This window comes from Xanthobacter versatilis (genome assembly GCF_043193975.1).
GTDB lineage: Bacteria > Pseudomonadota > Alphaproteobacteria > Rhizobiales > Xanthobacteraceae > Xanthobacter > Xanthobacter autotrophicus_E.
On record NZ_JBAFVB010000016.1, the window covers coordinates 26285 to 40184 of the forward strand.

General features: G+C 64.8%; 20 protein-coding genes. 8 read left to right on the plus strand and 12 right to left on the minus strand.

Features of this window, described 5'->3' with window-relative positions:
• Positions 1-44: 44 nt before the first annotated feature.
• Positions 45-278, minus strand: a complete 234-nt coding sequence (locus V5F66_RS21465) for a BolA family protein (protein ID WP_011995802.1) — start codon at positions 276-278, stop codon at positions 45-47.
• A gap of 257 nt (positions 279-535) precedes the next feature.
• Between V5F66_RS21465 and V5F66_RS21470 the strand changes: the two genes are divergently transcribed.
• The 3 genes from V5F66_RS21470 to V5F66_RS21480 all read left to right on the plus strand — a co-directional run bounded on the left by V5F66_RS21470 (position 536) and on the right by V5F66_RS21480 (position 2419).
• A complete protein-coding gene (locus tag V5F66_RS21470) occupies positions 536-1399 on the plus strand; it encodes a xanthine dehydrogenase (protein WP_049775825.1) in 864 nt (287 codons plus the stop codon).
• A 42-nt stretch (positions 1400-1441) separates the two neighbouring features.
• On the plus strand, positions 1442-1921 hold the full coding sequence (locus V5F66_RS21475; protein WP_011995804.1) for a hypothetical protein: 480 nt from the start codon (positions 1442-1444) through the stop codon (positions 1919-1921).
• Between the two features lie 144 nt (positions 1922-2065).
• The gene (locus V5F66_RS21480) at positions 2066-2419 is read left to right on the plus strand and encodes a DUF59 domain-containing protein (RefSeq protein WP_394053955.1); all 354 of its coding nucleotides are present in this window, start codon (positions 2066-2068) and stop codon (positions 2417-2419) included.
• 100 nt (positions 2420-2519) lie between these two features.
• Here the strand turns inward: V5F66_RS21480 and V5F66_RS21485 are convergent, their stop codons facing one another.
• Both V5F66_RS21485 and V5F66_RS21490 read right to left on the minus strand, forming a co-directional pair.
• A complete protein-coding gene (locus V5F66_RS21485) occupies positions 2520-2804 on the minus strand; it encodes an aldehyde dehydrogenase (RefSeq protein WP_394053950.1) in 285 nt (94 codons plus the stop codon).
• Positions 2805-2842: 38 nt separating this feature from the next.
• Positions 2843-3493, minus strand: coding sequence for a glutathione S-transferase family protein (locus tag V5F66_RS21490; protein ID WP_394003912.1), 651 nt, complete (start codon positions 3491-3493; stop codon positions 2843-2845).
• A 206-nt stretch (positions 3494-3699) separates the two neighbouring features.
• On the opposite strand from V5F66_RS21490, the gene V5F66_RS21495 reads away from it, so the two are divergent.
• From V5F66_RS21495 to V5F66_RS21510, 4 genes are all read left to right on the plus strand, one after another.
• The gene (locus V5F66_RS21495) at positions 3700-4149 is read left to right on the plus strand and encodes a Rieske (2Fe-2S) protein (RefSeq protein WP_011995808.1); all 450 of its coding nucleotides are present in this window, start codon (positions 3700-3702) and stop codon (positions 4147-4149) included.
• A 45-nt stretch (positions 4150-4194) separates the two neighbouring features.
• On the plus strand, positions 4195-4518 hold the full coding sequence (locus V5F66_RS21500; protein ID WP_394094680.1) for a DUF6156 family protein: 324 nt from the start codon (positions 4195-4197) through the stop codon (positions 4516-4518).
• A gap of 52 nt (positions 4519-4570) precedes the next feature.
• Complete coding sequence (locus V5F66_RS21505; RefSeq protein ID WP_198139175.1) at positions 4571-4738, plus strand: hypothetical protein; 168 nt, start codon at positions 4571-4573, stop codon at positions 4736-4738.
• A 61-nt stretch (positions 4739-4799) separates the two neighbouring features.
• Positions 4800-5234, plus strand: coding sequence for a group II truncated hemoglobin (locus tag V5F66_RS21510; protein ID WP_394053949.1), 435 nt, complete (start codon positions 4800-4802; stop codon positions 5232-5234).
• 56 nt (positions 5235-5290) lie between these two features.
• Here V5F66_RS21510 and V5F66_RS21515 read toward each other — a convergent pair whose 3' ends face one another.
• Both V5F66_RS21515 and V5F66_RS21520 read right to left on the minus strand, forming a co-directional pair.
• Positions 5291-5530, minus strand: a complete 240-nt coding sequence (locus V5F66_RS21515; protein ID WP_011995811.1) for a hypothetical protein — start codon at positions 5528-5530, stop codon at positions 5291-5293.
• 127 nt (positions 5531-5657) lie between these two features.
• Complete coding sequence (locus V5F66_RS21520; RefSeq protein WP_041574995.1) at positions 5658-5903, minus strand: hypothetical protein; 246 nt, start codon at positions 5901-5903, stop codon at positions 5658-5660.
• A 257-nt stretch (positions 5904-6160) separates the two neighbouring features.
• Between V5F66_RS21520 and V5F66_RS21525 the strand changes: the two genes are divergently transcribed.
• Positions 6161-6646: a hypothetical protein gene (locus tag V5F66_RS21525; protein WP_011995813.1), complete on the plus strand. Its 486-nt coding sequence runs from the start codon at positions 6161-6163 to the stop codon at positions 6644-6646.
• 274 nt (positions 6647-6920) lie between these two features.
• On the opposite strand, the gene V5F66_RS21530 is transcribed toward V5F66_RS21525, so the two are convergent.
• The 7 genes from V5F66_RS21530 to V5F66_RS21560 form a co-directional block, all read right to left on the minus strand.
• Positions 6921-7250 carry a hypothetical protein gene (locus tag V5F66_RS21530; protein WP_011995814.1) on the minus strand — a complete coding sequence of 110 codons (330 nt, stop codon included), beginning with the start codon at positions 7248-7250 and terminating at the stop codon, positions 6921-6923.
• 284 nt (positions 7251-7534) lie between these two features.
• A complete protein-coding gene (locus tag V5F66_RS21535) occupies positions 7535-8293 on the minus strand; it encodes a dienelactone hydrolase family protein (RefSeq protein WP_011995815.1) in 759 nt (252 codons plus the stop codon).
• Positions 8294-8560: 267 nt separating this feature from the next.
• Positions 8561-9328, minus strand: coding sequence for a 4Fe4S-binding leucine-rich repeat protein (locus tag V5F66_RS21540; RefSeq protein WP_011995816.1), 768 nt, complete (start codon positions 9326-9328; stop codon positions 8561-8563).
• Positions 9329-9569: 241 nt separating this feature from the next.
• Positions 9570-9869 (minus strand): ferredoxin family protein, encoded by a 300-nt coding sequence (locus tag V5F66_RS21545; protein WP_011995817.1) that lies wholly within the window; start codon positions 9867-9869, stop codon positions 9570-9572.
• Between the two features lie 109 nt (positions 9870-9978).
• The gene (locus V5F66_RS21550; protein WP_011995818.1) at positions 9979-11286 is read right to left on the minus strand and encodes an FAD-dependent oxidoreductase; all 1308 of its coding nucleotides are present in this window, start codon (positions 11284-11286) and stop codon (positions 9979-9981) included.
• Positions 11287-11298: 12 nt separating this feature from the next.
• Positions 11299-12408, minus strand: coding sequence for an electron transfer flavoprotein subunit alpha/FixB family protein (locus tag V5F66_RS21555; protein ID WP_011995819.1), 1110 nt, complete (start codon positions 12406-12408; stop codon positions 11299-11301).
• A 34-nt stretch (positions 12409-12442) separates the two neighbouring features.
• Positions 12443-13291 (minus strand): electron transfer flavoprotein subunit beta/FixA family protein, encoded by an 849-nt coding sequence (locus V5F66_RS21560; protein ID WP_011995820.1) that lies wholly within the window; start codon positions 13289-13291, stop codon positions 12443-12445.
• Positions 13292-13900 lie beyond the last annotated feature (609 nt).

Consider the following 13900-nt stretch of genomic DNA (forward strand, 5'->3'; position numbering starts at 1 on the left):
TTGAAAGAGAAATGCGGGCGTCGGCGCGGCCGAGCCGGGGCGCCCTATTTCGGGGAGAGGGTTTCCAGCTTCAGGGCATGGAGCGTGCCGCCCATGTGCCCCTGGAGCGCGGCATAGACCATCTGGTGCTGCTGCACCCGGCTCTTGCCCCGGAATGCTTCCGAGGTGATCCGGGCGGCGTAGTGGTCCCCGTCGCCAGCGAGATCGATGATCACCACCTGCGAGTCAGGAAGCGCCTCCTTCACGAGGCGCTCGATTTCCTCTGCGGCCATAGCCATTGCGTTGTCTCCTTTGGTCGCGCGGTGCCATGCAAGGTCGAAACCAAGTACGCCCCACACTGCGCTGGTTCTCCCGTAGGAGGATCCTGTCGCAAAGGCGACAGGCGCGGCGTGACTTGGTTCAGAACCGGCCGGAGCCCGTATTTGTCGGTGAGCGCCATGTGGCTTTGGAGGGTATTTCCACCCTCAACCTGCAGGTGTTCCAAGCGGCCCGGCTCTTGCTTTCAATGTGGCGCCCCGAGGAAACGAGACCGGTCATGAGCGAATTGCAACAGCAGGGCCGAACGCGCGCGCGCCGCGCTTTCGCAACGATTCTGGGGACCAACGAGATCGCCTCGGCCGTCGCCGTCGAGTTGCATCGGCGTGGCTATCATGTCGTGCTCTCCCATGATCCCATGCCGCCGGTCATTCGTCGCAAGATGGCGTTTCACGACGCCTTGTTCGAGGACGACGTGAGCGTGGACGGGGTGAAAGCGGAGCGCGCCGACACCGGCGTCCATATCCGCGCCGGCCTGGCGCGCAATGCCGTCCAGGTCACCAGCCTCGGCCTGCTCGACCTCATCGTGCTCGGCACCATCGACCTTCTGGTCGACGCCCGTATGAACAAATACCAGGTGACCCCGGATCTGCGGCGCCTCGCCAAGCTTACCATCGGCCTCGGGCCGGGGTTCAGCGGCGGAACCAATTGCGACCTCGCCATCGAGACGCGTCCCGGCAAGGAAGGCCAGATCATCCAGCATGGCCCGACCGACGCACCGGACGGGATCGCCCGCCCCCTCGGAGGCGCAGCCGCCGACCGCTTCGTGCGCTCGAAAATGCCGGGCCGCTGGCACACCGCCATCGAGATCGGCGCCCGCGCCTTCAAGGATTTCCACATCGGCTATCTGGGCGGTGAATCCATCTGCGCGCCGTTCGACGGCATCGTGCGCGGCGTGGTGCGGGACGGCACGGAAGTGCCCGCCGGCGTCAAGCTGCTGGAAATCGACCCCCGCGGCCGCGGCGCCGACTGGACCGGGCTCGATGCCCGGGCGCTGGTCATCGCCCAGGCGGTGAGCCGTGCGCTGACCTTCCGCAATGCCCGGATCGCCGACGCGCCGTCCCATCCCTATCTGGTGAAATGACCCGTTGAAGGCCTTCACCAGCCCCATCGAAGGGCCGAAGTCATGATCGACCTGCTGCCCAATACGGATGTCATCAATTTCGGCGAGGTGTCGGATGCGGTGAACGCGCTGCTCCAGCAGGGCGTCATCGCCTATCGCCGGGATCGCCAGCGCGCGGACGAACTGTTCCGCCAGGCGCTGGCGACGGCGCCGGCCGAGCTTCCGGTCTATTTCTGCCTCTACAAGATCCACACCTACCAGGGCAACCTGGATGAGGCGGAAGCGGCGGCCGAGAGCGGGCTGAAGGAGGCGGCGAGCCAGGCTGGGTGGGACCTGGATTGGCACAAGTGGGAGCCGCACGACATTCTGCCCGAGGGGCCGGGACGATTTGCCCTCTACACACTCAAGGCCCTGGCCTTCATCCATTTGCGCCAGAGCCGGCCGGATGAGGCGGCAGAGAAACTTGAGGCCCTCAAGGTCCTCGATCCGACCGGCGCCGTGGGGTGGCCCGTGGTCGCCGCCCTTGCGGAAGGCCTCGACTGAGGCCGGGCGTGGGCGGCCCGATCGCACCGTGGCAATGGGGGTGCCGTTGGCATTGCACTTGCTACTGAATGGTATGACGAGGGGGCAGGAGGCAATGGGCAAATGACTCAGCCAAGTGATCACGGCATTGCCGCTCCGACCACGATGATCCTCCATGGTGAGGCGCGGAGCATTGAACAGTTCGCGGAAGATGAAGCGGCATTGATGGAAGCCATCATCGCCGGCTTGCGCACGGTGACGGATCCTGAAATCCCGGTGAATATTTATGATCTCGGCCTGATCTATCGGATCGAGCTGAAGGACGATGGCGTGGTGGAGATCGACATGACACTCACTGCGCCGGGCTGCCCGGTCGCTGGGCAGATGCTCGGCTGGGTGCAGCAGGCGGTGGGCGTGGTTGAGGGGGTTTCGGACGTCAAGATGAAGCTTGTGTTCGATCCGCCGTGGGACAAGTCGCGCATGAGCGACGAGGTCCAGCTGGAACTGGGCCTGATCTGATCAAATCCCGGTGTCTTGCTTTCGGAATGGCCGGCCATGCGCCGGCCATTCCCGTTTCTGCGCCATTCCCGTTTCTTCATCCGGCGCCGCTCAGGGCAGCTCAGCCTAGGAACTGGGCGGCGAAGCGGGCGCGCTTCTCGTCGGTGTCGAGGCCCTTGGCGAGCGGCCATTTGTTCTCGGAGAACAAGGCCTTGACGCCGCGCGTCACCTCAGTGCCGTGGACATACCAGCGCTCCACGCCGTCGGGAGAGACGATGGCCGGGCCATCGGTACGGTGGACGCGGGCATCCTCCAGCCAGAGCTTGGTTTCCGAATAGAGGAAGATGCCTGCCTTGCGGGACATGTCGTCCCGGTTCTCTTCAGTCACCACGAACATGTCGGCCATGGGCACTCTCCTTCTTGGCTGTCGCTTGGCAAATCGTGTCAGTTGGGAAGGCTTTGCTTCACGCCCAGGAGGGCGAGATTGTAGCCTTCCTCACGCAGCACGCGCTGCACCACCGGCCGCTCCAGCATGCGCCGGTAATGGGCGGCGAGGTTGGGCGGCAACTCCATGCCGGTCTTGTCCGCCCAGAATTCCACGTAAAACAGGATGGGATCGGCCGCCGAAAAGCTGCCCGCCACATAGTCGCGGCCCGCGAGCGCGGCATCGAGGATGGAAAAGCCCTGGCTGACGATATCGCGGCCGAGCGTTTCCACCTTGGGCCGGTCGGCGGGGCTGGCGGCGAAGGTCGGGGTGGAGAAGATGCGCGCGAAGCCCTGGCCATGCACCGTGCCCACCACATAGACCATGGCTTCGAGGGCGCGGGCCTCCGCATCCACGTCGGCTGGCCACAGCCGGCCGCGCCCCCGGCTGCGGGCCAGCCAATAGGCGATGGAGACCACTTCGGTCAGCGCGCTGCCGTCCGGCCGCACCAGGGCCGGGATGGTGGACTTGGGGTTCACCGCAACATAGTCGGGCTTGAAGTGGTCGCCCGCCGGGAGGTTCACGATGTGAGCCTCGAACACCTCTTCCAGCTCTTCCAGGATGATGTGGATGCCGGTGGAGCAGGAGCCGGGCGTCATGTAGAACTTCATCGCGGCCATCAGGCGTCTTCCCTCGCGCGCGTCGTCGTGCGCCGTCCCGGCCGGGCAGGCGGCAATCGGCATGCTTCATGCAAATATCGGGGCAGTTCGGGCACCGGCCGCCGCCGTGGCTGGAAGTCCCGACAGTCTGTTTCATTTGCGACAGGAGCCGGCATTTTTCGCCGGCACGGTTCAGGCAGGGCGGGAGCGGGACAGGGATGTCTGCCGACGATATCGATATTTATGCCATCTGCGAGATTGAAGAGATTGCCCCCGGCACCGCCAAGGCTTTCGACCTGTCCCGGGTCATGGAAGACGGCGAGGCGCGCCCGTTCCGAATCGTGGTGATCCGCACTGCGGTGCGTGAGTTCGCAGGCTACGTCAACGCCTGCCCCCACCAGGGGACGTGGCTGAATATCGGCGGCGGGCAATTCTTCAACGCGGACCGCACGCGCCTGCGCTGCGGCCGCCATGGCTCCCTGTTCGACATCGAGAGCGGCGTCTGCGTGGAAGGCGCGTGCGAAGGCAAGCACCTGGAGCCCATCGCTCTCGCCGTGGTGGGCCGCGACGTGTGCCTGTGCGGCGTCCGTCTGGTGGAGGAGGAGCATCGCCCCTTCCCGTATGATGATTTCGACGACACCATGGAGATCATGATCTCGCCCGACTGACGGGCCGGGATCGCGGTGCGGGACGATGTCCGGGGTGGAGGCGGGATGACGGGTGATCTGGAGACGGCGGGCGTGGAGGCGGGCGAATGCCGTTTCTTCACGACCTATACGGGCGTGAAACTGCCCTTCCGGCTGGTGGAAGCCATTCCGGAGGCGCAGCTGACGCACCGCAACACTTTCATCCGCGCGTTTTTCGGCGCGGACGGGCTTTTGACCGGCTTCGACAAGATGGTCTATGGCGAGGTCGAACTGGCGCACCGCTATGAATATCACGGCAATGGCGCCTTGCGCCGGGCCGAGGTGACCATGGACGAGGAAACGGTGGTGCTGGCCTTCGATGAGGCGGGCGCTCCGCTGAGGCCGGGTTGAGCCGCGCCATGGCGGGATCGATGATATCCGGGATTACGGGCGAGGGACGGTCATGACGGTGGCGCAACTCCTCGAGGCGCTCGGCAAGCTGCCTCCGGACGCGGTGGTGCTGATGGAAAGCGACGGCGGCCTCTCCCTCGTCTCGGCGCTCGATTTCGTCGAGGGCCAGGGCGCGGGTGCTCCGGCCGAGGTGATCCTTCTGCCCAATATGGACGAATAGTCGGCGTCTCCGCGTTACCGGACGACGTGTCTGCTGCAAATTCTATGCGTGAGGTTGACCCATGTCCGACACGGTCGAGGCGGTACCCATGTTCGAGCGCCTGGGTGGTGCGGTGGTCATCGACCGGCTGGTCGAGGCCTTCTACCGCCGCATGGATACGCTGGCGGAGGCCGAGGGCATCCGCGCCATGCATGCCGATGATCTTTCCCAGACCAAGCACGTCTTGAAGCGCTACCTCACCGAATGGACCGGCGGCCCCAAGCTCTATTCGGTGGAAAAGGGCCATCCGCGCCTGCGCCAGCGCCACATGGGCTTTGCCATCGGCAACAGCGAGCGCGACGCGTGGCTGCTGTGCATGCGCGGCGCGCTGGAGGAGACGGTGGCGGACGCGGCGGCGCGGGAGGAGGTCTATGGCGCCATGGCGAAGCTCGCCGACTGGATGCGCAACACCGCCGGCAATCCCCACGACACCGCCGGCCACGCAGCCCGGCCCTGAAGGTCAGGCGCGGTCCTGACGAAAGGTGCGGTTATGCCGACTGCTCGGGTGCCGCGCTAAAGCGGGACACCGAAGAAATCCTCGTCTGATCCTCCCCAGGCCTGGTGCAGGGCGAGGGCGTTGCGCCACTTCGCCAATTCCTCTTCGGAGGCGCTGCGGTGCGTGATCTTGCCCTCGGGGTTTTCGGCCAGAAGGTAGGATTTCGCGTTGCGCAGGAAGCGGTTGAGGTCCTTGGTATCGTTCGGGCGAACGATGCAGCGGGGGGCCTCATCGATGAGAATCGTCGTCGGGAGCATCGCCGAGTCTCCTTGGTCAGGTGTCGCGTCGCCGGTCGGCTGCTGTGTGTTTCGCGCGCCGTGCCGGGCGTGCGATGGTCCGCTGTCGCCATCGGCAAGGGGCGGGCTTGGGTGCCCGCCCGCCTGCTCAGAAGCCGTCCTGCTTCGTGCCCCAGGGATGGGAGCCGGGCACGAGGGACGCCTTGATGCCGGCCTTCGCGATGGCATCGATGGTCTTGTAATAGGTGCCCTCGTGCACCAGCGCTCCGGTCTTGGTGGTTATCGCCACGTATTTGGCGACCATGTCCGTCTCACACAGATAGCCGCCGCCGGGATCGGAGACGCTGCGGGCGTTGCCGTCCCAGTCGATGAAAAACCCTTCACTCTCCGACATGACTTGCTCCAGCAGATAAGGCGGAGCGCGCCCTCGAGGCCGCGCTCGCCAAGCGGCGAGCAAGGTTCTTGCCAGATGCGAAAGCACGGATTTGCGTGTCGCAGAGGCGACAGTGTCGCGCATCCAACAGCGGCGCTGCTGGCACGAGTGCTACGTGACGTGTCGAATAATCCAGAGATCACCTCCGCGAATATTGAAAATTCTGACGGATGATCTAAGATCTGCAAGTTCTTTTTTGTCTTCTCTGGAGAAATGTTATGGCCGAATTGACCCGACGCATCGCGTCGCTGAGCGACGTGCAGGGCATCTGGGGGCTGCTGCGCCAGGTGTCGTCCGATGTCCCCTTCAAGGTCGAGGACGAACGGGAGCAGGAAAGCCTGCTGTCCGAACTGGTGGCGTGCTGCACCTCCGGCCTGTCGCCGGTGCTGGTGGACAACGAGAAGGGCATCGTCGGCGCCCTTCTTGCCCGCCGCGACGATTTCGAATGGTGCTTCCGCAACAGCGATGCCATCCATGTGGCTTATGCCGCCGTGGCGCCGGCGGTGCGTGAGGACAAGGTGCTGCCTGCCCTTCTCGGCGAGCTGCAGGGCAAGAAGGTGCCGCTTCTCGCCAGCGTGAAGAGTGGGGAGCAGCTTGGCTTTGCGGCTGCCCTCGGCGAGCTTGGCTTTACCCATGAGGTGAAGGCAGAGAGCGGCTGGGGCGACCTCTATCAGTGGACGCCGCCGGCGTCGGTCCACAACTGACGCAATCGCGCGGTCTGAACGGCCGAAAATCGACCGGCTCGCCATGGTGGTGTCGCCATGTGCGGGCCGGGCGGCTTATCACCAGCAGCTTGTACGCGGTCGCTTGGATCGACGCGCTTTGCGGTCGAAACACCAAAGCATTGTCGCTATTGAGTTTTTGGCCCGCTTGACCGTGCGGGCTCACCCGGCCGCGTGATCGGGGCGGAGCCGAATGGCGGCGAAGGCCTCGGGTGGCAGCGCCTCCTTTGGTCCGTCCCCAGCCTTCCACAGCCTCTCAGACGCTGTCATCGCTCTCCGGGCGCGCCTGGATTTCGGACCAGGCCGCATCCACGGCAGCGCGACATGCCAGAAGGCGCTCATATTCAGCGGCGCTGATGATGACGGTGGGACCGGCGGCATCGCCCTCCGTGGGCGCACGACCCGCGAGGGCTGCTTCGAACAGGGTGCGTTCCAGCTGGAAGATGCGCTCGCTCGCCCGCTCCAGATACGGGAGGGGGTTCGCCCGGACATTCTGTTCGTGCAAGGCGTCGAGGCTGAGCAACTCCCGGAAGCGCTTTTCCTTGCGCCGTTTGCCCGCGCCGAAATCGTGCTCGATCACGCTCATGGTCGCGTCCCTGATGGCCTCCCGCGCTGGCGGTATCCGTTGAAACGTCCGTGAGATTGAACCAAGTCGGCAAATATTGCCATCCCGAATCGACAGAAAATCCGGGATGGACAAAGTCTTCGTATGTTTTCGCGCGGAAGGCCCAGCGCGCGGCATTCAGGCGCGTGCATCCCGCGGGGGGGCGGGATGCACGAACGCTACCTCAAGCCGAGCGCGCGCTCTACGCGCAAGCCTGAACAATTTCCGTGACCCGGCGGGGCGGAAAATGCTGTCGCAGGTTCGGCTCAGTCGGCAGGCGGACCCATGTCGTCGTCAGCCTTCTTCTTGCCCTTCTTTTCCGTTTTCGCCTGGGCATAGGCGCCGGCGTTCTTCAGCAGCACAGGACCCTGGCCCACCACATACTGGGAGATCCAGAACAGGGTGCGCTCCTGCGCCTTCTCAGCCGCTTCGGCGTTGTAGGCCGGGCCGGCGGAATAGCCGAAGCCGCGTGACGCGTTCGGATAGGAGAAGGCCGACACGTCCGGCCGGCGGGCGCGGAACTGGATCCGGTCCTCCTCGGGAACCAGCGGATCCTGCTCGGCAAAATGGATGAGGGTCGGGATGCGCCGCTTTTCCATCACCCCTTCCAGCAGGCCGTCGGCGTGATAGCCGATGGCGCAGGCGAGGCCCTTCACCTTGTTGGCAGCGAGATAGGCGAGGTAGCCGCCCCAGGAATAGCCCACGAGGGCGACCTTGCCGGCGTCCTTCACCGTGTCCACGGTGGCCTGGATGGCTTCGATGGGCCATTCGGTGCCCAGCTCGGCGGTGAGGGAGCGGCCCTCGGCGTCGGCCGAAGCGTCCAGCTCGATGTTCGACTTCACCTTGTCGAACAGGGATGGCGCGACCGCGACATAACCGGCGGCGGCAAAGCCGTCCGCAATCTTGCGGATGTCGGCATTCACCCCGAACACGTCCTGCAGGACCACGACAGCGCCCTTGGGCGCACCTTCCGGATCCGCCCGATAGGCGGAGAATTTAACTTCATTCGCTGTGACTTCGATCATGGCATCCTCGGTTCTCGAGCGTCTTCTCGAACGGGGCAGTGGCGCTCGCTCTGCCATTCATCCACGGCCTTGCCATGCAGTTAGGATGCCAGAATCAGTGTTGGCCGCCGTGTCTAGTCCGGAATATTACGGAGGAGGGGGTGCGACCTGCATTTGTGGGTGCATTCGATTGCGAATGCTTGGCGGTCGCGGCATGGGATAAAAGAAAAGGTCGGCGAACCGCTCCGCCGACTTTGTCTTGACCGTCCCCGTGGCGCGCGTGCCGCGTCAGGACGACGCCAGGCGCTGGCGGGCGACCTCGGCCACGGGTGGAACGCTGTCTTCCGTCAGCGGCGGCAGAAAACGCGGATCGATCCGCTCGGCGACGACGAAGCGGACGCGCATGTCGGGATCCGCCACGAGCGGCGCGAGGCGATCGGGATCGAGGTGCTCTGCCACCACTACCCGAACCAGGGGATCATCATCGCTGGTCATGCGCGCAAGTTGGGCCTGCGGCAGCCGTCTCGCCACCACGCGGCGAACGTCGGTTTCGGGATCGTGCATGAGATAGACCAGCGCATCCGGTGGCGCGCGGCGGGCCGCAGCGATGCGCACCTGGTAGTCGCCATCGGCCAGCAGGGCAACGAGGTCGCTGCCCTCCAGCCGTTCGGCCACCGCAATGCGCACGCGCGGCTCCGTATCGAAGCGCATCTCCTTAACGCGCGCCACCGGCAGGCGCGCGGCGGCCACGACGCGCACGTCCGGCTCCGGATCGTCCTTGAGTGGCGTGAGCAGGAAGACGCTGGCATGCTTGGCAGCCAGCGCCCGCACCTCAAAATAGGGATGGTCGAGATAGCGGGCTGCCAGCGCTGCGTTCTGGGAAAAGAAGCGGTCGATGCGCTTGCGCCGGCGGTCCGCGACGCAGACCTTGCCCAGGTCGCAGCGGCCTTCGGCGTGGATGTCCTCGTGCGGGCAGTCCTGGCAGCGCAGCGGACGTCCCTGCCAGTCGAGGGCTTCAATAACGGTATCTGGCTCTTCGGCCATATGTGCGGACATGGATCGTCCTCCCGCCGTTAATTTAGGAGGGAAGGCGAAGCTGTTCCAGTGGGTGTCGCACAGCAGGGGCCAGGCCGGCTAGGGCGCCTGGAAATACCGCCTCCGGAGCAGACTGTGACGACCGCTCCGGAGGCGCTTCAACAATTTCAAGCGAAGCGGTAGCCCGTTCGCAGCAGCGAAATCCGATGAAAAATGAGGGAGCACGTTCCTCTAAAAAATCGCCGGAAAATGCCCCGCAGTGTCAGCCGAACTTGAACAGCACGCCGTAGCCGCCGCGCGGATAGTTCCACTCGATGTCGCCGGAGGGCTCGCCGATGATGCGGCAGGTGCCGCACTCGACGCAGCCGTCAGCAGTGATTTCCACCTGGCCCTTGTCGTTCATCTCGTAGCACTTGGCCGGGCAGGTGGTGAGCAGGGCCTTGAGGGCCGGGGAGGGGGTGGTGTGCGGGCGCACCTTGATATGGGCGCGGCCGGCATCCACGAGATAGCGGTTCTGGAAGAGCTTGTCCTCGACGCGAACGGCGGTTTCGGTAGTGGCCATGGGAAGCTCCCGAAGGTTGGCGGCGGCGGATCACATCCGCCGCCTGGGTTCGAGCAATCTGATGTCGGACGCTTGGTCCGAGCTAAGGTTCGGCTGACCGAAAAGGACGTCAGCGCCAGGCGCGCGCGAGGCGGAAGGCGTCGCCGAACAGGCCCGCCCACGACCGCGCGGAAACGAAGGACTTCAAAGTCAGCTTCTGCTTCTCCTTCTTCGGCGTGCCATCGACACGCAGATAGTTCTCCATGGCCTTGTTGACCAGCTGGGGATAGGTGAGGAAGAAGTTTTGCGACTGGATATGCAGAAGCTTCGGCATATCCTTATACTTCTTAAGATCCTTCATAATGAAGCTGTCGTCCAGCATCTTCTTGTAGAGCGACAGATTCTGGGCAGTCATGGGGTCCTTGCGGGACTTGATCTGGAAGATCGTCTCCGCAGCGATGCGCCCCGAGGTCATGGCGAGGTTGGAGCCCTCGCGATGGATGGCGTTGTTGAGCTGGGCCGCGTCGCCCACCACCACCCAGCCGTCGCCATAGAGCTGGGGGATCGCCTTGTAGCCGCCCTCGGGAATGAGGTGGGCGGCATATTCCTTCACCTCGGAGCCTTCCAGCAGCGGCGCGACCGAGGGGTGGCTCTTGAACTTTTCAAGCAACTGGTAGGGCGAGACGCCGCTCGCCTGGAAGTCCGACACCAGGCAGCCGAGCCCGATCGAGATGCACTCCCGGTTCGAGTAGATGAAGCCCATGCCGGTCATCCCCTTGGAGATGGTGCCGACGGCCTCGATCACGACGCCTTCATTGCCCTTGAGGTTGAAGCGCTGCTCGATCACCTCCTGCGGCAGGAAGTGCATTTCCTTGACCGCGAGGGCGACCTCGGTGGGCTTGGGAATCTTGCGCAGGCCGGCGCGGGTGCCGAGCAGGCCGGTGACGCCTTCCGCCAGCACCACCACGTCCGCATGGATCTGGCCGCCGCCGCGATCGGTCTTCACGCCGATCACCTTGCCGTAGGCGTCCTGGACCAGCTCGGTCACCGTGGTCTCGCAGACCACGAGGGCACCGGCCTCGCGCACCTTGCTGGAGAACCACTTGTCGAACTGCGCCCGGATGATGGTGTAGCGGTTCGGGCTTTCCTCGTTGAATTCGTCTGACCGGTACTGCAGGCCGGTGTGCGAATTGTCCGTCATCATCCAGAAGCGCTGCTCGATCAGATGGCGCTCCAGCGGGGCGTCTTCCCGGAAGTCGGGAATGATCTTTTCCATCATGTCAGCGTAGAGGATGGCGCCCTGGACGTTCTTGGAGCCGGAATACTCGCCGCGCTCCAGCTGAAGCACCTTGAGGCCGCGCTTGGCCAGGGTGTAGGCCGCCGCATTGCCGGCCATGCCGGCGCCAACGACGATGGCATCGAATTTTTCGTCGATCATCGGAGCTATCCTTCAGCTGGCGAGCTTGTCGCGGGAATGTGCGGACAGGCGCTTGGAGAAAGCTTCCGTCAGCATGGGCAGGAAGCGCACCGCGTCGGTCACGATGCCCACATGGGCGAAGTCGAAGATGGGGGCGTTCTTGTCGGTGTTGATGGCGACGATGAGATCGGCGCCCTCCACACCCACGCGATGCTGGATCGCACCCGAAATGCCAGCGGCGATATAGAGCCGGGGGCGGATGGTCTTGCCGGTCTGGCCGATCTGCCGATCCGACGACACCCAGCCCTTCTGCACTAGCGGGCGGGAGCAGCCGAATTCAGCGCCCATCGCAGCAGCAAGATTCTTCACCAGCTGGAAATTCTCCGGCGAGCCGAGGCCCATGCCGCCGGCGACCACCACATCCGCATAGGCGAGGTTCGCCTTGTTGGAATCGCGGTCGGGCAGGAAGCTCAGGATCTTGGTGATGATGTCGTCTTCCACAACGCTGAGCTTGTGCTCGACGACGCGGCCGATGGGCTTTTCCACCCGGATCGGCATGGACATCACGCGGGGGCGCACGGTGGCCATCTGCGGCCGGTAGTTGAGCGTATAGATCGTGCAGAGCAGGGAGCCGCCGAAGGTGGGGCGGGTCGCCGCCAGCGAGCCGTCGGTGTCCACGTCCAGCTCGGTGGAATCCGCGGTGAGGCCGGTGAGCAGCGTGGTCGCCACGGCGCCGGCGAGGTCGCGGCCCAGCGTCGTGGCGCCGAGCAGCAGGATTTCCGGCTTGTAGGTATTCACGAGGTCCGTCATCGCGGCCGTGTAGGCCTCGTTGCGGTAGTCGGTGAGCACCGGGTCGGCCACCACATAGGCGAGGTCGGCGCCATAGCAGAAGGCTTCCGCCACTGCCCCGCGCACCGTCTCGCCCTCTGCGCCGAGCACCACGGCGCCGAGTTCCACGCCCAGCTTGTCGGCGAGCTTGCGGCCTTCGCCCATCAGCTCCCAGGAGACGGGATGGACCTGGCCGCGCTCCTGCTCGATGAACACCCAGACGTGCTTGTACGCCTTGAAGTGTTCAGGCAGTTCCTTCTTGGTGGACGCGCGTCCACCGGCGGCGGGGGCTGGGGGGGTCTTCGGCTCGCTCATGATGGTCGGCTCTCTGTTCCTGGGTCGACGGCCGTCAGAACCCGCGCGCCAGCGCGGTCAGATCGGCTTCGAGATTGGGCTGGCGGGCGAACACTTCCGCGATCAGGGCCTCGGCGAGGTTCCCGCCCTCCGGTGCCTCGATGAACTTTGCCTTTTCGGCCCGCGCGCTCGGCGCGAACACGCGCTTCACGATGGTGGGCGAGCCCTTCAGGCCGCACTTGCTCATGTCCTGGACGCCGGCGTCCTTGGCGCTCCACTTCACGACCTCGGCCCGGGCGGCGCGCAGGGCGTTCTCCATGGAGCCGCGGCGGATCTCGTTGGTGGCTTCCAGCATGGCGACCAGGCAGGGCAGCTTGCTCTTGAGCACCTGCGTGCCGCCTTCGGCGCGGCGCTCCAGGGTGATGGTGCGCGCGGCGGGGTCGAACTCGGCGACCTTGGCCACATAGGTGATCTGCATCAGGCCGAGGCGCTTGGCGATGCCGGGACCCACCTGCGCGGTGTCGCCGTCGATGGTCTGCTTGCCGGTGAAGACGAGGTCCGGCACGCCATAGGTCTCGCCGATCTTGGTGATGGCGGTGGCGAGGGCGAAGCTGGTGGCCAGGGTGTCGGAGCCGGCGAAGAAGCGGTCAGTCAGCAGCACCGCGCGGTCGGCACCGTAGGTGAGGGCCTTGCGCAGGGAATCTTCCGCCGAAGGCGGGCCCATGGTGAGCACGGTGACTTCGCCGCCGAACTTGTCGCGCAGGCGCATGGCCTCTTCGAGCGCGAACAGGTCGTAGGGATTGATGATCGTCGGCACGCCCTGCCGCATGATCGTGTTCGTGACGGGGTGGACACGGATCTGCGCTGAGTCCGGGACCTGTTTGATGCAGACGACAATGTGCATGAATTCGCTCCGAGCCCTTCACCACGGCTTCGGATAGTGACTAGCAAACGCCGTACCAAGCGCGTGTCATCTGTGAATCGTTCGCATTGGCAAGGACTTGTGAAGTATTGTCGCGAACCGGCGACAGTCGTGTGGCGCGAATCCAGGTGACAGATGCGAGATCTTGTCAGGAAGGCGACAGCTGCGCGGGCGGGATGGTTCGTGTCGGCCCTTGCACCGGAATTTTGCGAGCGCTTCGCGGTGGCGCGTCACAATTGCGACGGACGGGCGGTGGGGTGTCCGGATTTCTGTCGGGAGGCTGTCGCGTTCGTGTCGCGTCGCGACCCGTTGCGCGGAACGTCAGTGTCGAGTTGGGAGGGAAGCGGCTAGGCCGAAATGCGTACGGGGCACATCCGACGAACGGCTGGCAATGATGACGCCCAGCAAAAGGTCCCTCGCCCGAAGGCGAGGGACCGGGACGTCTGAGAAGTCTTGCGCCTAAGCTGCATGAAAGGCGTATCAAAAAGGTCACGCGGAGCCTTCTGAAATATTCGTGGCAAGACCAGTGCGGCTTACCTCGTGGCTCGGCGTCCGGGGCGATGGGCCGGCACGGGGCCGGCCCATCGAAGT

Excerpts from the sequence above, each read along its gene's own strand:
- V5F66_RS21465 (WP_011995802.1), bottom strand. The coding sequence starts at position 278 with ATGGCTATGGCCGCAGAGGAAATCGAGCGCCTCGTGAAGGAGGCGCTT.
- V5F66_RS21560 (WP_011995820.1), bottom strand. The coding sequence starts at position 13,291 with ATGCACATTGTCGTCTGCATCAAACAGGTCCCGGACTCAGCGCAGATC.
- V5F66_RS21475 (WP_011995804.1), top strand. The coding sequence starts at position 1,442 with ATGATCGACCTGCTGCCCAATACGGATGTCATCAATTTCGGCGAGGTG.
- V5F66_RS21505 (WP_198139175.1), top strand. The coding sequence starts at position 4,571 with ATGACGGTGGCGCAACTCCTCGAGGCGCTCGGCAAGCTGCCTCCGGAC.
- V5F66_RS21500 (WP_394094680.1), top strand. The coding sequence starts at position 4,195 with ATGACGGGTGATCTGGAGACGGCGGGCGTGGAGGCGGGCGAATGCCGT.
- V5F66_RS21485 (WP_394053950.1), bottom strand. The coding sequence starts at position 2,804 with ATGGCCGACATGTTCGTGGTGACTGAAGAGAACCGGGACGACATGTCC.
- V5F66_RS21545 (WP_011995817.1), bottom strand. The coding sequence starts at position 9,869 with ATGGCCACTACCGAAACCGCCGTTCGCGTCGAGGACAAGCTCTTCCAG.
- V5F66_RS21520 (WP_041574995.1), bottom strand. The coding sequence starts at position 5,903 with ATGTCGGAGAGTGAAGGGTTTTTCATCGACTGGGACGGCAACGCCCGC.
- V5F66_RS21530 (WP_011995814.1), bottom strand. The coding sequence starts at position 7,250 with ATGAGCGTGATCGAGCACGATTTCGGCGCGGGCAAACGGCGCAAGGAA.
- V5F66_RS21510 (WP_394053949.1), top strand. The coding sequence starts at position 4,800 with ATGTCCGACACGGTCGAGGCGGTACCCATGTTCGAGCGCCTGGGTGGT.
- V5F66_RS21525 (WP_011995813.1), top strand. The coding sequence starts at position 6,161 with ATGGCCGAATTGACCCGACGCATCGCGTCGCTGAGCGACGTGCAGGGC.
- V5F66_RS21550 (WP_011995818.1), bottom strand. The coding sequence starts at position 11,286 with ATGATCGACGAAAAATTCGATGCCATCGTCGTTGGCGCCGGCATGGCC.
- V5F66_RS21535 (WP_011995815.1), bottom strand. The coding sequence starts at position 8,293 with ATGATCGAAGTCACAGCGAATGAAGTTAAATTCTCCGCCTATCGGGCG.
- V5F66_RS21470 (WP_049775825.1), top strand. The coding sequence starts at position 536 with ATGAGCGAATTGCAACAGCAGGGCCGAACGCGCGCGCGCCGCGCTTTC.
- V5F66_RS21490 (WP_394003912.1), bottom strand. The coding sequence starts at position 3,493 with ATGAAGTTCTACATGACGCCCGGCTCCTGCTCCACCGGCATCCACATC.
- V5F66_RS21495 (WP_011995808.1), top strand. The coding sequence starts at position 3,700 with ATGTCTGCCGACGATATCGATATTTATGCCATCTGCGAGATTGAAGAG.
- V5F66_RS21480 (WP_394053955.1), top strand. The coding sequence starts at position 2,066 with ATGATCCTCCATGGTGAGGCGCGGAGCATTGAACAGTTCGCGGAAGAT.
- V5F66_RS21515 (WP_011995811.1), bottom strand. The coding sequence starts at position 5,530 with ATGCTCCCGACGACGATTCTCATCGATGAGGCCCCCCGCTGCATCGTT.
- V5F66_RS21540 (WP_011995816.1), bottom strand. The coding sequence starts at position 9,328 with ATGTCCGCACATATGGCCGAAGAGCCAGATACCGTTATTGAAGCCCTC.
- V5F66_RS21555 (WP_011995819.1), bottom strand. The coding sequence starts at position 12,408 with ATGAGCGAGCCGAAGACCCCCCCAGCCCCCGCCGCCGGTGGACGCGCG.